This window comes from Streptomyces sp. Je 1-369 (assembly GCF_026810505.1).
GTDB lineage: Bacteria > Actinomycetota > Actinomycetes > Streptomycetales > Streptomycetaceae > Streptomyces.
The window spans coordinates 7,963,532-7,977,790 of record NZ_CP101750.1 but is presented as its reverse complement, the minus strand read 5'-3'; the positions used below and the strand labels follow the sequence as shown (position 1 = coordinate 7,977,790).

13 protein-coding genes and 1 pseudogene are annotated in these 14,259 nt (G+C 70.1%); 9 read left to right on the top strand and 5 right to left on the bottom strand.

The window, feature by feature from the left end:
• Positions 1–169 precede the first annotated feature (169 nt).
• Positions 170–2,095 (top strand): flavin monoamine oxidase family protein, encoded by a 1,926-nt coding sequence (locus NOO62_RS35425; RefSeq protein ID WP_268774881.1) that lies wholly within the window; start codon positions 170–172, stop codon positions 2,093–2,095.
• A gap of 399 nt (positions 2,096–2,494) precedes the next feature.
• Positions 2,495–2,653 carry a hypothetical protein gene (locus tag NOO62_RS35420; protein WP_268774880.1) on the top strand — a complete coding sequence of 53 codons (159 nt, stop codon included), beginning with the start codon at positions 2,495–2,497 and terminating at the stop codon, positions 2,651–2,653.
• Positions 2,654–2,703: 50 nt separating this feature from the next.
• Here the strand turns inward: NOO62_RS35420 and NOO62_RS35415 are convergent, their stop codons facing one another.
• The 3 genes from NOO62_RS35415 to NOO62_RS35405 all read right to left on the bottom strand — a co-directional run bounded on the left by NOO62_RS35415 (position 2,704) and on the right by NOO62_RS35405 (position 5,950).
• A complete protein-coding gene (locus tag NOO62_RS35415) occupies positions 2,704–3,588 on the bottom strand; it encodes a glycosyltransferase family 2 protein (RefSeq protein ID WP_268774879.1) in 885 nt (294 codons plus the stop codon).
• A 153-nt stretch (positions 3,589–3,741) separates the two neighbouring features.
• Positions 3,742–5,673 carry an SMI1/KNR4 family protein gene (locus tag NOO62_RS35410; RefSeq protein WP_268774878.1) on the bottom strand — a complete coding sequence of 644 codons (1,932 nt, stop codon included), beginning with the start codon at positions 5,671–5,673 and terminating at the stop codon, positions 3,742–3,744.
• Between the two features lie 70 nt (positions 5,674–5,743).
• A complete protein-coding gene (locus NOO62_RS35405; RefSeq protein WP_268774877.1) occupies positions 5,744–5,950 on the bottom strand; it encodes a DUF6281 family protein in 207 nt (68 codons plus the stop codon).
• Between the two features lie 77 nt (positions 5,951–6,027).
• Here NOO62_RS35405 and NOO62_RS35400 point away from each other — a divergent pair, with 77 nt between their 5' ends.
• Positions 6,028–6,945, top strand: a complete 918-nt coding sequence (locus NOO62_RS35400) for an MBL fold metallo-hydrolase (RefSeq protein ID WP_268774876.1) — start codon at positions 6,028–6,030, stop codon at positions 6,943–6,945.
• Positions 6,946–7,234: 289 nt separating this feature from the next.
• On the opposite strand, the gene NOO62_RS35395 is transcribed toward NOO62_RS35400, so the two are convergent.
• On the bottom strand, positions 7,235–8,146 hold the full coding sequence (locus tag NOO62_RS35395) for a helix-turn-helix domain-containing protein (protein WP_268774875.1): 912 nt from the start codon (positions 8,144–8,146) through the stop codon (positions 7,235–7,237).
• A 187-nt stretch (positions 8,147–8,333) separates the two neighbouring features.
• Between NOO62_RS35395 and NOO62_RS35390 the strand changes: the two are divergent.
• From NOO62_RS35390 to NOO62_RS35365, 6 genes and pseudogenes are all read left to right on the top strand, one after another.
• Positions 8,334–8,522 (top strand): annotated as a pseudogene (locus NOO62_RS35390) (helix-turn-helix domain-containing protein); the annotation flags it as partial.
• Positions 8,523–8,909: 387 nt separating this feature from the next.
• Positions 8,910–9,119, top strand: coding sequence for a hypothetical protein (locus NOO62_RS35385; RefSeq protein WP_268775987.1), 210 nt, complete (start codon positions 8,910–8,912; stop codon positions 9,117–9,119).
• A 52-nt stretch (positions 9,120–9,171) separates the two neighbouring features.
• Positions 9,172–9,876: a 3-oxoacyl-ACP reductase FabG gene (gene fabG / locus NOO62_RS35380; RefSeq protein WP_268774874.1), complete on the top strand. Its 705-nt coding sequence runs from the start codon at positions 9,172–9,174 to the stop codon at positions 9,874–9,876.
• A gap of 115 nt (positions 9,877–9,991) precedes the next feature.
• On the top strand, positions 9,992–10,780 hold the full coding sequence (locus NOO62_RS35375; RefSeq protein ID WP_268775931.1) for an SAM-dependent methyltransferase: 789 nt from the start codon (positions 9,992–9,994) through the stop codon (positions 10,778–10,780).
• A 114-nt stretch (positions 10,781–10,894) separates the two neighbouring features.
• Positions 10,895–11,779, top strand: coding sequence for a maleylpyruvate isomerase family mycothiol-dependent enzyme (locus NOO62_RS35370; protein WP_268774873.1), 885 nt, complete (start codon positions 10,895–10,897; stop codon positions 11,777–11,779).
• Positions 11,780–11,974: 195 nt separating this feature from the next.
• Positions 11,975–13,048 (top strand): nuclear transport factor 2 family protein, encoded by a 1,074-nt coding sequence (locus NOO62_RS35365; protein ID WP_268774872.1) that lies wholly within the window; start codon positions 11,975–11,977, stop codon positions 13,046–13,048.
• Positions 13,049–13,096: 48 nt separating this feature from the next.
• Here the strand turns inward: NOO62_RS35365 and NOO62_RS35360 are convergent, their stop codons facing one another.
• Positions 13,097–14,245, bottom strand: coding sequence for an RNA polymerase sigma factor (locus NOO62_RS35360; protein ID WP_268774871.1), 1,149 nt, complete (start codon positions 14,243–14,245; stop codon positions 13,097–13,099).
• Positions 14,246–14,259: the final 14 nt, after the last annotated feature.

Sequence of the window (14,259 nt, the reverse complement as noted above, 5' to 3'; positions counted from 1 at the left end):
CCAGGCAGTCCCGCGCCGCGTCGGCCGCCCGGGAGAAGTGCGTGTGCCCGGCCCGGGAGAAGGGCGCGTATCCGGCCCGGGAGAAGTGCGTGTGTCCGACCGGGTGATGCGTGCTCTCCGGCGTGGTGTCCCGGGCAGGGACAACACGTTGCCGGGCGACGCTGTGACCATGAACGCACAGCCCTCCAGACGCTCCGTCATGGCCGCGGCCGGCAGCACCACCGTGACGGCCGGCCTCGTCGCGTCCGCCCCGCAGGCGGCCGCCGCGTCCACTCACGCGTCCACTCTCGCACCCCCGGCCGCGCCCAACGCGCCGCCCCAGGGCGCCGACCGGCAGACCTGCCTGGCAGTCGCCCGGGCCATCCTCGTCCTCGACGACGACAACCGGCCCCTCACCCCCGCGTACACCGACATCCTGCTCGGCAAGGGCCTGCCCCGTGGGGGCGTGAGCAGGAGGGTCCTGGTCGTCGGGGCCGGGCCGGCCGGTCTCGTGGCAGCCCACCTGCTGCGCGAGGCAGGGCATGACGTCACCGTGCTCGAAGCCAACGCCAATCGGGTCGGCGGGCGCATCAAGACCTTCCGTACCGGCGGCCATGAGAACGCCGAGCAGCCGTTCGCCGACCCCGCGCAGTACGCGGAGGCGGGAGCGATGCGGATCCCCGACAGCCACCCTCTGGTCACCGGGCTGATGGAATCGCTCGGCCTCGAACGCCGCCGCTTCCACCTCGTCGACGTCGACGCCTCGGGGAAACCCGCGAACCGCACCTGGATCCACGTCAACGGCATCCGGGCCCGCCGCGCCGACTACCAGGCCAGGCCCCGGCGGATCAACCGTTCCTTCGGTGTCCCCGCGCGGCACGAGAACACCCCGGCGGCCGACCTGCTGCGCTCCGCACTGGCACCGGCCAGGGCGCTGGTCGAGGACAAGCGCGGCCGCGAACTCGTCGAGGGCTGGGCTAGCGTGCTCCAGAAGTACGGGCACTGGTCGATGTACCGCTACCTCAAGGAACGGGCCGGACTCGACGAGAACACCATCGATTTGATCGGCACCGTCCAGAACCTCACCTCACGCCTGCATCTCTCCTTCCTGCACAGCTTCCTCTCCGCGGCCCTGATCAGCCCGAGCACCGCCTTCTACGAGCTGTCCGGAGGCACCGCCACTCTCGTCGACGCCCTCTACGAGCGGGTGCGTGACCTCGTGCACCTGGACCGGCGCGCCGTGCGGATCGAACACCGGCCCGGCGGTGGCGTCACCGTGCACACCGTCTCCGAGAGCCGCACGAGCCCGCCCGTGACGGAGAAGTTCACCGGCGACGAAGCGATCATCACCGTGCCGTTCTCCGGGCTGCGCCACGTCACCTTCACCCCCGCCTTCTCCTACCGGAAACGGCGTGCCATCACCGAACTCCACTACGACGCGGCCACCAAGGTGCTTCTGGAGTTCTCACGCCGCTGGTGGGAGTTCAGCGAGCAGGACTGGAAACGCGAACTCGACGCCGTACGGCCCGGTCTGTACGCGGCGTACCGGGCCGGGAAAGCGCCCACGGACGGCTCGTTGCTCGGCGCCCACCCCTCCGTCCCCGACGGTCAGGTCCCCGAGCGCCAGCGCATCCACTACGCGGCGCACCGCGCCCCCCAGCGGAACCAGCCCGAAGCGGCGCGGGTGATCGGCGGCGGCTCGGTCACCGACAATCCCAATCGTTTCATGTACGGACCCTCACACCCTGTTCCCGGCAGTCCGGGGGGAGTTCTGCTCGCTTCCTACAGCTGGTCCGACGACGCTTTGAAGTGGGACGCGTACGACGACGAGGAGCGGTACCCGTTGGCGCTCACCGGTGTTCAGGAGGTATACGGCCAGCGCATCGAAATCTTCTACACGGGTAAGGGCCGCACCCAGTCATGGATGCGCGACCCCTACGCCTACGGGGAGGCTTCCGTCATGCTTCCCGGCCAGCACACCGAACTCTTCCCCGACATCCCCGCTTCCGAAGGTCCCTTGCACTTCGCGGGCTGCCACACCTCCCTGAAGCCCGCATGGATCGAAGGAGCCCTCGAATCCGCGATCCGCACGGCACTGGAAGTCCACACCGGCTGAGATGCCTGCCGCCGCGGCCTGCCGAGCCCCTGCGTGCTTGAACGCGCACGAGCCCTGTCGAATCGGCTCATGAGGGCGCATGGTGACGACTTACCGGCCGTCCGCCGACTGGAGCCGCATCGCCGACTACGCGGCTCCAGCCCGTGCCCACCAGAGCGGGCGAGGCTACTCCCGCAGGTCTCGCGACGCCGATGGCGGGCATCGCGCGAGGTCCGACCGAGGGTGCCTCGATCCTCGATCCCCTCGCGCTCCGGTGCGCCGCCGCACGAGCGGCGGCGGCCGGTCGCGTCCAGCCTCCCACCGTGAACACGGCTTGTCCGCAGGCCTGGCATATTCGTCGGCGCCGACGGGCCCACGGACGCGACCCCGGACATCGAGCGGACCCCGGAGCAGGAGGCGGTGGCCTGGTTCTGGGGGAACGACGAGGACGGCACCTACGAGGACGCCCAGAGCCGGGCCTGGCTCGGCGTCCGCTTCCCGTGGGACGCCGAGGACGGACTCGTCCTCGGTGACAGGATCGCCGACCACGTCCACACGTCCACGCTGCGCAAGCTCTGAGGAGGCTCCGCGAGGTGAGCCCGGCCCAGGCCGGCGACCGGGCGCGGCCCTCAGATCACCGGGGGTCGGCCGAGGCGCGTCATACGGAGGACCGTCCTCCAGCGCATCGGCTTCCGCCGTCCGCACGGCGTGCGCAGGCCCTCGACGAAGCCCGCAGCCCACGCCCTCAGCCCGGCCGCCGAACGGGTCCGGGCGAGCGTGAGCAGGATCCACACGCCCAGGTACACCGGCACGAGCAGGGCGGGCAGGTGGCGGCGGGCCAGCCAGACCCGGTTGCGGGCCGTCATCCGGTAGTAGACCGCGTGCCGGGCCGGGGAGGTCTTGGGGTGCTGCAGCAACAGTTCCGGTTCGTAGCGGATCTCCCATCCGTCGTCCAGGGCTCGCCAGGCGAGGTCGGTCTCCTCGTGGGTGAAGAAGAACTCCGCGGGCCAGTCGCCGATCCGGTCCAGCATCGGCATCGCGAAGGCGTGTCCGCCGCCGAGGAACGCGGTCACCGGGCCGCTCCGCATGGGGTCCTTCGCGCGCAGGCGCGGGATGTGGCGGCGGGCGGTCTCACCGTGTTCGTCGGCGATGCGGAAGCCGACGATTCCCAACCTCGGATCGGCGGCGAACAGGCCGCCGATCCGACGGAAGACGTCGTCCTGGACCAGGAGCCCGTCGTCGTCCAGCTCGACCACGACGTCGATGTCCCCGAACTCACGGAGCCTGGCGATACCGGTGTTGCGGCCGCCGGGGCAGCCCAGGTTCTCCTCGTTCTCCAGGACCGTCACCTCGCCGGGCAGGCCGGGGAAGTCCGGCAGCGGCGAGCCGTTGCCCACGATCACGATGCGCGCGGGCGGCACGTCCTGCTTGGCCACCGAGGCGAGCAGGTCGTCGACCTCGCGCGGTCGATTTCCCATCGTCACGACGACGATCCCCAGGCGCGGCAGCTCCACAGTGAGGACTCCCCCTCGACGGCAATGGTGGAGTGAGCCTAGCCAAGGTTCTTCACCACACCATCGAACGCGTCCACGGGCCTGGAGCGATCGGTAACGAACCTCCCCTTCGCGGTCCCGTCCTGCCAGGTGGTGCAGGACCAAGTCCTCGCCTCATGACTCCGCGGGTCCCCAAGCCATGCTGATCACTGCATAGGTCTCCCCGTCTCCGGGCGGTCGCGTCCATGAGCGGGTGGTGAACGTGTGCAGCCGCCCGTTCGTGAGCGCGTGGCGGGGCAGGTGGGCACCGAACTCGCCGTGCACGGCCTCCAGCAGTGCCCGTTCCACCTCGGCCCCCTCTCCCAGGGGAGCACCCTCCGAGGCGAAGAACCGGTCCGGGTCCAGCGCCTGCGGTATCTGTCCGGTTCGGTGCGTCTCTCCGTCGGCGTACGTGAAGGCGTACTCCTCGATACCGTCCTGCGCTACGGAGAGGTGGAAGAACGGCTCCCCGCGCCAGGTCCGCAGACCGCTCCACACGACCACCGCCCGGGTCCCCTCGCTGGCGGCCGCGGCTGGGGAGACGAACCGTTGCGGAGCGAAGGGCGCGGGGTCGTGATCGAAGGCGAAGCTCCAGCCGGGGCCGCCGCGGCCGACCGCCACGAGGGCCTTGTCGTCGTAGGACGAGAACTCACGCTTGCCGCTGTTCCGTCGGTGGCGCGCGTCGTGGGACGTCATGGGAAGGTCCAGCGTCGTGTCCTCCCCGTCCGTGTCCCCGTCCGCGAGACGACGGGGCAGGTCCGCGGGCTCGACGCCTTCGACCAGGACGAATCGGTAGGGCGTGCGGTCGGCGTGGCCTTCCGGGTCCGCGAGCCACGCCAGGCCGCCCGGGTCGAGGGCGACCGGTGGGCTCGATGCTTCTCCGAGCTGACCGCCCTTGGGGACGGAGAGCAGTTCCGCGCCCCGCTCCGGCGTCAGCAGAGGGCCGAGCAGCGGGTCCGCCACCCACCCCACGGGCGCCAGGTGGTCGGGTCCCAGCGGCTGCCAGAGCGGCAAGGCATCCATCAGCGTCCGCCAGGCCCCGTCGGTGTCGCCCCACCGCGCCAGCTCCCGGGCCCGTTCGACCGCTTCCCCGTACGGCCCTTCCGCCACATACCGGTACGTGCCGTTCCGCGCCTGCTCCAGCGTCGAGTAGGCCAACGCGACGACTTCTTCGGCGGCTCCCCGCAGGTGGAACATCAGCGTGGAGTCGTCCCTGTACGAGTTCGCCGCTTGCTCGGCGACCAGGGCCGGCAACAGCTCGGGGGCGTACCGCGGGTCGGTCACCAGGCCCTCGAAGTACACCATGTAGGTCCGCCCGAGCAGTCGGCGTATCTGGTCACCCAGCCCGGCGGCCCGCGGCCTGCCGTACTCCTTCGCCTCGTCCAGCGCCTTCTCGGCCCGTTCCCAGTCGCCGCGCAGCGCGTCCAGCAGGGCCTGTTCCACCAAGGCGTCCAGCTCTCGCGTCGTGTCGTTGACGAAATCCGGCTCTCCCTCGGCCGAGGCCGACCGCAGACTGTGGAACTCCCTGTGCATGTCCCGCATGAACTCGCCGAAGTTCGCGAACCGTTCGGGCGGCGCGGCCCGCCAGCCCGCCCAGGTGTACACGGCCCACTCGCCGTCCTCGTCCACGTCCTCGGGGTCCAACAGGACGTACGTGGCATCGGACTCGACGTCGAGTTGCAGCCCGCGCCGCCAGATCTCCGCGTCCCTTCGCTCGTCGGGTCCGGAGTCTTCGTCCAGATACTCCTCGAACATGTCCGCGAGCCCGGACTCGTCGTTGTGCCAGCGCGCTTCCGCGGTCCCGGCCAACAGCGTGACGAAGCCGCCCGCATGCTGCCACCCGTCGCTGACCGCGAGGAACTCCCGGTACGACGGGGGCATCCGTATGCCGAGGCGCTGCTCCATGGCCACGATCCGCTCCTCGGAAGCGGGCGGGAACCCCAGCCACCGGTCACGCCGGGCGGCTGCCTCCTCCGCGGTCCACGTCTCGTCCTCGAGCGCGGAGTCCGACCACTCCCCGCTCCACCTGCGCAGGAACGGCTGCCAGTCGAACGCTGTCGTCTTCATGTCCTCGATGCTGCCACCAGCCACTGACAATGCCCTGTCGCTCCAGCAGGTTCGGGGCCCGCGGTGGCCCTCAGCGCGCGTCCAGCAGGTCCTTGACCTCGGAAGGGAGGCCTTCACCCGACCTGACGGCGAACAGTTCGGCTTCGTCGGCGGTGTCGCCCACGGCGACCGCCACGTCTTCCGCCAGCCCTTCGACCCTGTACGCCGTCGACTTCACGGGCACTTCGTCACTCGCGCGGTGCGTCCGGCTGAGGGGGACCCTGACGAAACGCAGCATGTGCGCGATACCACATCCGGCGGACTGCTCGGGTCGGTCAGAATGCGGCCATGACTCTCCCTACACAGCTCACCGCGGTGCCCGGCACCGACAGCCTTTATCTGTGGAATCCCGACCGCGCGGGCCACTGGGGGTACGCGAACTGCATATGGGTCATCTCCGGCTCCGACGCGGCCGTGATCGATACCCCGTACGACGGGCCGACGACCGAGGCCATGATTGCCGCGGCCCGTCCCCGGCTCGGCAGCCGTACCGTGCGGACGGTCGTCAATACGCACGCGAATGGTGACCACACCTTCGGCAACTACCTTTTCCCCGGTGCGGAAATCATCGCCACCCACGCGGGGCGGGAACATCTTCATCACGAGCCGACCCCGCAGCAAATGCACGCGCTGGTGCACGAGTCGCCCACGGATGTGCCGCTGGGCCGGTACTTGCGTGAGCATTTCGGCGTGTTCGAGTTCTCCTCGGCCCGCCTGTCCCCGCCCACCCGGACGTTCTCGGGCCGCCACACGTTCACCGTGGGGGACACGGAGGTGGAGCTGCACGAGGTGGGTCCCGCGCATCACGTCGGCGATCTGGTGGCCCGTATCGGGGACGTGGTGTGCACCGGAGACGTCTTCTTCCACGGTGACCATCCGTCGCACTGGGTGGGGCCGTTGCAGAACGTCATCGATGCCTGCGAGCTTGTCCTCGGCTTCGATCCACGGGTCGTCATACCGGGCCACGGGCGGCCGACGGACCAGGCGGGGCTCGAGGAACACCTGGTCTATCTCCGTACCGTGCAGCGCGAGGTGCGTCTGCGGTTCGAGGCCGGCTTGACGGCCGAGAAGGCTATGGAGGATTTGTCCCGGCGCGATTTCTATACGGAGTTGGGGCTGCCCGAGCGCCTGATGATCCTGATCTCGGTGGAGTACAGCCATCTCGACGGCCGCACCACTGCGCCGACCATTCTCGAACTGGCGGGCCAAGCGGCCGCCTGGTCGTACCGGTAGCGCTTTCCACAGCGGTCGCCGTAGCCGTAGTCACGTCTCGGCGGAGCGGTGTCGCCCGCACGGCAGTGCGGGCGACACCCGATGGAGCACGACCGGGGGAGGCCGTCTCCGCTGCCCGAGCGCTCGCCCCCCGTGGGATATCCGGCGCTGCAGGTGGGTAAAGCAAACTGCATAAGCGGACGCGGCGCAACGTATTTGCGTCTGGAACCGGTGCCTGATTCCACTGGCCGGAATTACCGTTCCCTTGTTCCACGCAGCGGAATGCAAATCGCCTCCCGCGGCGCTGCCGCTATTCCGGCAAGGCACCGCTGAGAGTCGCGGTTCCGCTCGTGCCGGGGCCCGGTTTGAAGACGAGCACGAAGAACCGGGCGCCGGGAGACCCCAGAGGCATGGCGGCGCACATGGTGACGTCTCCCTCCTGGGAGCGCGCGTGGTCGTCGCAGCAGCGGCTCACGTGGTCGGCTTCGTGGCCGGAGTCGGACCAGGGGTAACGCATCCGGCGGGTGTCGCCGTTGGGGTGCACGTAGGCCACGTGGTTGGTCCGGTAGATGGGGCCGGACACCGGGTCGGCGCTGACCTCCTCGTCGAGCCGCTGCAGGTCGTCGTTCTCCGGATGCAGGGCCACGGCGTTGCGCAGCTGAGCGGTGAGGGGCACCGCCCAGTCCGTTTCCCAGTTCACCAGGTGGTGCTCGCGCGCCGCTTCACTGAGCAGCATGTACCGCATCAGGTTGCGGTCGGGGATGGCGGGTTCGGCATGCGGGGCGTGCGGGAACATGCGGACGAACTCGGCGTTGTAGGCGACGACGTTCCACGCGACGTCGTTGACGTAACTCGCGTTGCCCACGACGCTGCACACGGCCTCCGCCCACATGGCGGGCACGGTCGATCCGGCCAGCGGGTCCTGCGGATGGGGTGGTTCGTGCCCCAGCGAGTAGACGTAGAGAGCTATGCGCTCGCGTTCTTCCAATCGCAGGACACTGGCGACCCTGTCGAGGAAGTCGTCCGCGGGCGCGTTCATCTCGCCTCGTTCGAGCTGGGCGTACGTGCGTTCCGATACGTAGAGGAGCTGGGCGACCTGCGCCTGGGACAGGCCCGGAGCACGGCGTCCGCGACCGTGACGTGGGGGCCAGCCCAACTCGGTGGGGTCCAGCTGTTTCCGTTTCCACTGCAGCAGTTCGCGCAGGGCTGCCTTATTGTCCATCTTTCGCCCTTTCGCGGAGGGGCGCGAGATGCGCGACGCCATATACCGGAAGTTGATTTTCCTGAAGTTCCCGCCACGTAAAAAGACGTTCCTGGCGGTTACCGGGGACCGGCCATGACAATGGCCGCTCGGATCCGGCCGCGCTGCGGGAGGCGCGGCGGTCCTCGACCGCGAGGGGGAGTTCGCGATGCTGCACAGTGCTGCCGTCACGCCACCGGAGGGGGCGGGCGGGGCCGTGGGGCGCACGCTCGCCGTTCTGCGGGCGTTGCGCCAGGCGGGACCCGGGGCACACCCCCTGGCGGCCATAGCCCTGCGGGCCGGATTGCCGCCGGCGACGACGCACCGCTATCTGCAGGCGCTGCTCGGCGAGGGCGCTGTCGTACGACAAGGCCCGCGCGGCCACTACGCCTTTGTAGAAACTCCGCATTTGCTCTCCGACTTCCCCTCCGAATTTTCTGACGAGACGCCAACTGGGCTTAGTCTGCCTACAGTTCGTACTGAGTTGATCACACTACAGTCGCGGACCGGTCAAATTGCGCTGGCGTACGCGGCGCTTCTCCTGGGAAGACCACAACGCGTGTACGCGGAGAAAGCTCTCGGCGCGCACGTCGATCAGCTGAGTGCCGCCCCCAGGTCGTCGCTCCGGGCTCTGTGGCGCGCGCCGTTGGAGGCCGATGCGTCCGGGTGGGTCATTCAGGCCTGCCTGGGGGACTCCACCGCGGCTCGACCGCCGCTCCGCCGGATCCGCGAGGACGGATTTGCCGTGGGACCCTCTTCCCTCGCAGGCTGGGACATCGTCGCGGCGCCGGTCTGGCGGGGCTCGACCGTGTCGGGCGCCGTCAGCCTTCTGGTCTCCCATCAGCACGCACGCAGCACCGTGGTGCGGGACCGGTTCGTCGCCGCGGTGCTGGACACGGCCAGTGTCATCAGCCATCAGCTGACACGCGGCGTGGCCGCAGTACCTCCGTGTTGACCGACCACTCCCCCGGCCCTCGCTTCCCAGGGGCCAGGAAAGGATCACCTTCGTGTCCCGTTCCGTTCTCATAACCGGTGGCAGTCGTGGCATCGGCCTGGCCGCCGCCCGGGCCTTCCAGGCGGCGGGCGACCGCGTCGCCGTGACGTACCGCACCGCGGAGCCGCCCGCGGACCTCCTCGCGATCCCCTGCGACGTCACGGACACCGCGCAGGTCGACGCGGCCTTCAAGAAGGCGGAGGAGGAGCACGGGCCCGTCGAGGTCCTGGTGTGCTGCGCCGGCATCACCAAGGACCAGCTGCTCATGCGGATGAGCGAGGACGACTTCACCTCGGTCCTCGACACCAATCTCACCGGGGCCTTCCGCGCGGTCAAGCGTGCCAGCAGGGCCATGCTGCGGGCCAAGTCCGGGCGCGTGGTGCTCGTCTCCTCCGCCGTGGCCCTGCGCGGCGAGGCCGGACAGGCCAACTACGCGGCCTCCAAGGCCGGACTCGTCGGCTTCACCCGCTCCATGGCCCGCGAGCTCGGGTCGCGCAACATCACGTTCAACGTGGTCGCCCCCGGACTCACCCGCACCCAGATGTCCGACGACCTCTCCGAGGAGCAGATCGAACGCCTCGTCGGCTACATACCCCTGGGGCGGCTCGGCCGGCCCGAGGAGATCGCGGCCACGATCACCTTCCTCACGTCCCCCGAGGCCGGCTACATCACCGGGGCCGTCATCCCCGTCGACGGTGGGGCGGGTATGGGGCACTGATGCCGTGAGGCCACAATGGCCACACGGTTCATCGTCGCCACGGTGGCGGCGCTGCCGGGACAGCGCGTGGCTGCGGAGAGGGGAAGACGTGAGCGGGGAACTGCATCCGTCGGACATGTCGGACAGGCTGAATACGGGGGTCGCACAGAACGCGCGGGTGTGGAACTACTGGATCGGCGGCAAGGACCACTACGAAGTCGACCAGCAGGTCGGCGAGCAGGTCGCCACGATGTTCCCGGTGATCCGGGACGTGGCCCGCGCGGACCGCGAGTTCCTCGGCCGCGCGGTGCGGTTCCTGACCGCCGAGTGCGGGGTGCGGCAGTTCCTTGACATCGGCACGGGGTTGCCGACCCTGGACAACACGCACGAGATCGCCCAGCGGATCGCGCCCGACTCCCGGATCGTCTACGTCGACAACGACCCGATCGTGCTGGTCCACGCCCGCAGCCTGCTGGTCGGCACGGAGCAAGGTGCCACCGACTACATCGACGCCGACGTCCACCAGCCCGACGCCGTCATAGAGGGTGCGTCGGCGACCCTGGACTTCGAGCAGCCCGTCGCGGTCATGATGCTGGGCATCCTCAACTTCATCCTCGACACGGAACAGGCGCAGGACATCGTGCGCCGGATCATGGCCCCGCTCCCCTCCGGCAGCTACCTCGCCATGACCCATCCGACCACCGACACGGATCTCGGCGGTGAGGGCAACGTAGAGGCAATGAGCTTCTGGAACGAGAACGCGACCCCGCCGATCACCGCGCGCAGCCGTGCGGAGGTCGGCGCGTTCTTCGAGGGGCTGGACCTTCTCCCTCCCGGCCTCGTGTCGTGCTCGCGGTGGCGGGCGGACTCGGCATCGGCCGCGCCGGTCTTCCCGCAGTTCGGCGCGGTGGCCCGCAAGCGTTGAGCTCCTGGGCCGCCCCGCGTGCGAGTCAACCGTCACGGGATCGACGGAATCAGGACATTGAACAGGCGCACACCGGGATTGATCGACCCGGTGTTCGGTTGGCAGGCTTGGGGGATGGAGTCTCAGTTCGCCGACGTGCCGGGCCGTTCCTGGCTCGGCTCCCCCATCGACGCCCGCCCTCTCTTCGCCGCCGAGCACACCGCGCTGATGGGCGTGCTGCGCGGTCTGACGCCCGGTGAGTGGGAGAAGGAGGCGGTGCCCGGGTGGAGCGTGCGCGATGTCGTCGCTCATCTTCTGGGGGACTTCTACGGACGCCTCGGTCGGGACCGCGACGGGCACCGGGGCGGGCCCGCCTTCGCGCCCGGTGAGACCCTCGAGGCGTTCATCCACCGCATCAACCAGGAATGGGTCGACTCCCTTTCCCGCGTGAGTCCGGCCGCGCTCACCGACACGGTCGGCCTGATCGGCCGTCAGGTGGCCCGGTACTTCGGGGGCGTCGACCTCGACTCGCCCTCCCTTGGCGTGTCCTGGGCCGGTGTCGACCCCGCGCCGATGTGGCTGGACAGCGCCCGCGACCTCACCGAGTTCTGGACCCACCGTCAGCAGATCCGGCACGCCGTCGGCCGGGGAACCGACCCCGATCCGCAACTTATGACCGCGGTCCTGGACACGTTCATGCGGGCACTGCCCCACACCCTGCGCGACGTCGCCGCGCCGGTCGGCACGCAGATCCGGGTCGAGATCAAGGGCCCGGCCGGCGGCACCTGGACCGCGACCGCCGTGGAGGACCGCTGGTCCCTCGCCGCACCGGACGCCGCCCGTCCCGTCGCGCCCGTCCGTTCTGCCCCGCCCGCCGCACTCGTCCGTCTGGACGCGGAGACCGCCTGGCGGCTGTGCACCCGGGGCATCGGCCCGGACACCGCCCTCGCGCGTGCCCGCACCGACGGCGACCGCGAACTCGCAGCCGCCGTCTGCCGGATCGTGTCGATCATCCACTGACCGTCCCAGGGGAAGCCGTCACGATCGGCGCGGACGACAGCGTGGACGAGGTCTTCGAGACCATGACCCGGCACCAGGCGCGGCGCCTCCCGGTCCCGGCACAACTACCCCCTGGCCAGAGCCCGTTGCAAAGCGAAAGCTAACGTGGCGTTCCGTTACGAACGTAAGCTTCCGCTGCGATCAACGGGGAACTCCATGCTCACGTACCGCACGAACCGCACCGCCGTCCTCATGGCCGCGGGCGCGGCTGTGCTCGCGCTCACCGCCAGTGCCTGCTCGTCCGACGGGGACGGCGGGGACGCCGGGGACGGCGGCAAGTCCGGGGGCGGCGACGGGAAGACCGCGGCCGACCGCGCGCCCAAGGGCGTCGTCACCGAGGCCGGGGCGAAGGAGATCGTCGACAACTACGTGAAGGTCAACAACCGGGCCAACGCGAAGCGCGACAGCCACATCCTGTCCGCCGTCGAGGGCGGCGGCCTCTTCGAGACGAGCGCCAACGGCTACGAGCAGGACAAGCTGCGGTCCGCGGAGGACAGGGCGGACGGCCGCAAGCCTTTCGACTATGTGAACCGCGAGTACGTGATCCCGTCCGCGAAGAGCGGCGTGACCTGGTTCGCGATGCGCGCCGACACCAAGGGGCAGGACGGCACGTCGCCCAGGACCAGCCGGGCCACCGTCGTCTTCGACAAGGTGAACGGTGACTGGAAGGCCGTCTGGAGCGGCTGGACCACGAAGAAGGACCCCAAGACGCCCGCCCTCGCCAAGGACGCCGACGGCTTCGCGATCCCGGTCACCGATACCGGCAGGAAGCAGGGCATACTCGCCCCCGACCAGATGGACGATGCGCTGGTCGCGCTCTACGCGACCGACGAGAAGCTGGGCAACAAGGTCGGCGCGAGCGAGACCGCGAAGTGGATGACCCAGTTCCCACTGGAGCAGAACAAGATGCTCAACCCGGGCGGCAAGTCCGAGTTCAAGGCGGGCAAGACGGACCACAAGACGGTCTACGCGCTGAAGACGGAGAAGGGCGGCACGCTGACCTTCTTCAACGCCGACGTCCAGGAGTACATGCACACCACGGACCCGGCCGCGCTCATCACCCCGTCCCCGCAGATCGCCTTCCTCGTCGGAAGCAAGAAGGACGAGAGGCTGTTCCTCGTGGACTACCTGCACCAGGGAGAGGCCTACATCCCGGCCGAAGGCACGGTCTCGATGGTCTCGGACAGCTGGGACATGATCAAGGCGGAGGGCCCGCGACGCGGCCTGTAGTCCCGGTCCCGGACCCAGCTCCCCGTCCGGCTACGGCGCGTACGGGTCCTAGGACACGCCCCGGCGCCCGTTGAGCCGTGCGGCCCGGCGCGTCAGATGCGCGCGCTCCGCGAGGTTCGTGGCCTTCTGGGCCGCGTCCGCGTAGAGCCGCGCCGCGACCGCCAGGTCGCCGTCGCGTTCGTGGAGGTACGCCGCCGCGGCGGTGTGGCGGGGCAGGGAGGCGTCCAGCTCGGCCAGTGCCGCGAGGCCCGCGCGCGGGCCGTCCGCCTCGCCGACCGCCACCGCCCGGTTCAGGCGGACGACCGGGCTGTCGGTCAGGCCCGTCAGTTCGTCGTACCACTCGACGATCTGCACCCAGTCCGTCTCCGCCGCGGTCGGCGCGTCCGCGTGCAGGGCCGCGATGGCGGCCTGGGCCTGGAACTCGCCGAGGCGGTCGCGGGAGAGGGCCGTCTGAAGGATGCCGATGCCCTCGGCGATCGCCTTGGTGTCCCACCGGCCGCGGTCCTGCTCGGCGAGCGGCACCAGGCTGCCGTCGGACGTGGTCCGGGCGGCGCGCCGGGCATGGTGGAGCAGCATGAGGGCGAGCAGCCCCGCCACCTCGGGGTGGTCGATCGCGGCCGCGAGCTGCCGGGCGAGCCGGATGGCCTCGGCGGCGAGGTCGACGTCGCCGGAATAGCCCTCGTTGAAGACGAGGTAGAGGACACGGAGGACGGTGGCCACGTCGCCGGGGCGGTCGAGGCGGACGCCCGACACCGTGCGCTTGGCCCGGCTGATGCGCTGCGCCATGGTCGCCTCTGGCACGAGGTAGGCCTGGGCGATCTGGCGGGTGGTGAGCCCGCCGACGGCGCGCAGGGTGAGCGCGACGGCGGACGACGGCGTCAGTGACGGGTGGGCGCAGAGGAAGTAGAGCTGGAGTGTGTCGTCCGTGGCGGGTGCGGGGCCGGGCGCGGGCTCGTCGTCGACCAGGTCCTCGCGCCTGCGGCGGGACGCGTCCGCCCGGGCCGCGTCCAGGAACCGGCGCCACGCGACGGTCACCAGCCAGCCCTTGGGGTCGCGCGGCGGGTCGGACGGCCAGACGCGGACCGCCTCGACCAGCGCGTCCTGTACGGCGTCCTCGGCCGCCGCGAAGTCGGCTCCGCGGCGGACGAGGATTCCGAGGACGCTCGGGGTGAGGCTTCGCAGGAGTGCCTCGTTCACTTCCGACGTCACCT

Bases quoted from the DNA above. Each gene is read 5' to 3' on its own strand.
- NOO62_RS35365 (WP_268774872.1), top strand. From the start codon at position 11,975: ATGCTCACGTACCGCACGAACCGCACCGCCGTCCTCATGGCCGCGGGC.
- NOO62_RS35425 (WP_268774881.1), top strand. From the start codon at position 170: ATGAACGCACAGCCCTCCAGACGCTCCGTCATGGCCGCGGCCGGCAGC.
- NOO62_RS35375 (WP_268775931.1), top strand. From the start codon at position 9,992: ATGTCGGACAGGCTGAATACGGGGGTCGCACAGAACGCGCGGGTGTGG.
- NOO62_RS35370 (WP_268774873.1), top strand. From the start codon at position 10,895: ATGGAGTCTCAGTTCGCCGACGTGCCGGGCCGTTCCTGGCTCGGCTCC.
- NOO62_RS35410 (WP_268774878.1), bottom strand. From the start codon at position 5,673: ATGAAGACGACAGCGTTCGACTGGCAGCCGTTCCTGCGCAGGTGGAGC.
- NOO62_RS35395 (WP_268774875.1), bottom strand. From the start codon at position 8,146: ATGGACAATAAGGCAGCCCTGCGCGAACTGCTGCAGTGGAAACGGAAA.
- NOO62_RS35405 (WP_268774877.1), bottom strand. From the start codon at position 5,950: ATGCTGCGTTTCGTCAGGGTCCCCCTCAGCCGGACGCACCGCGCGAGT.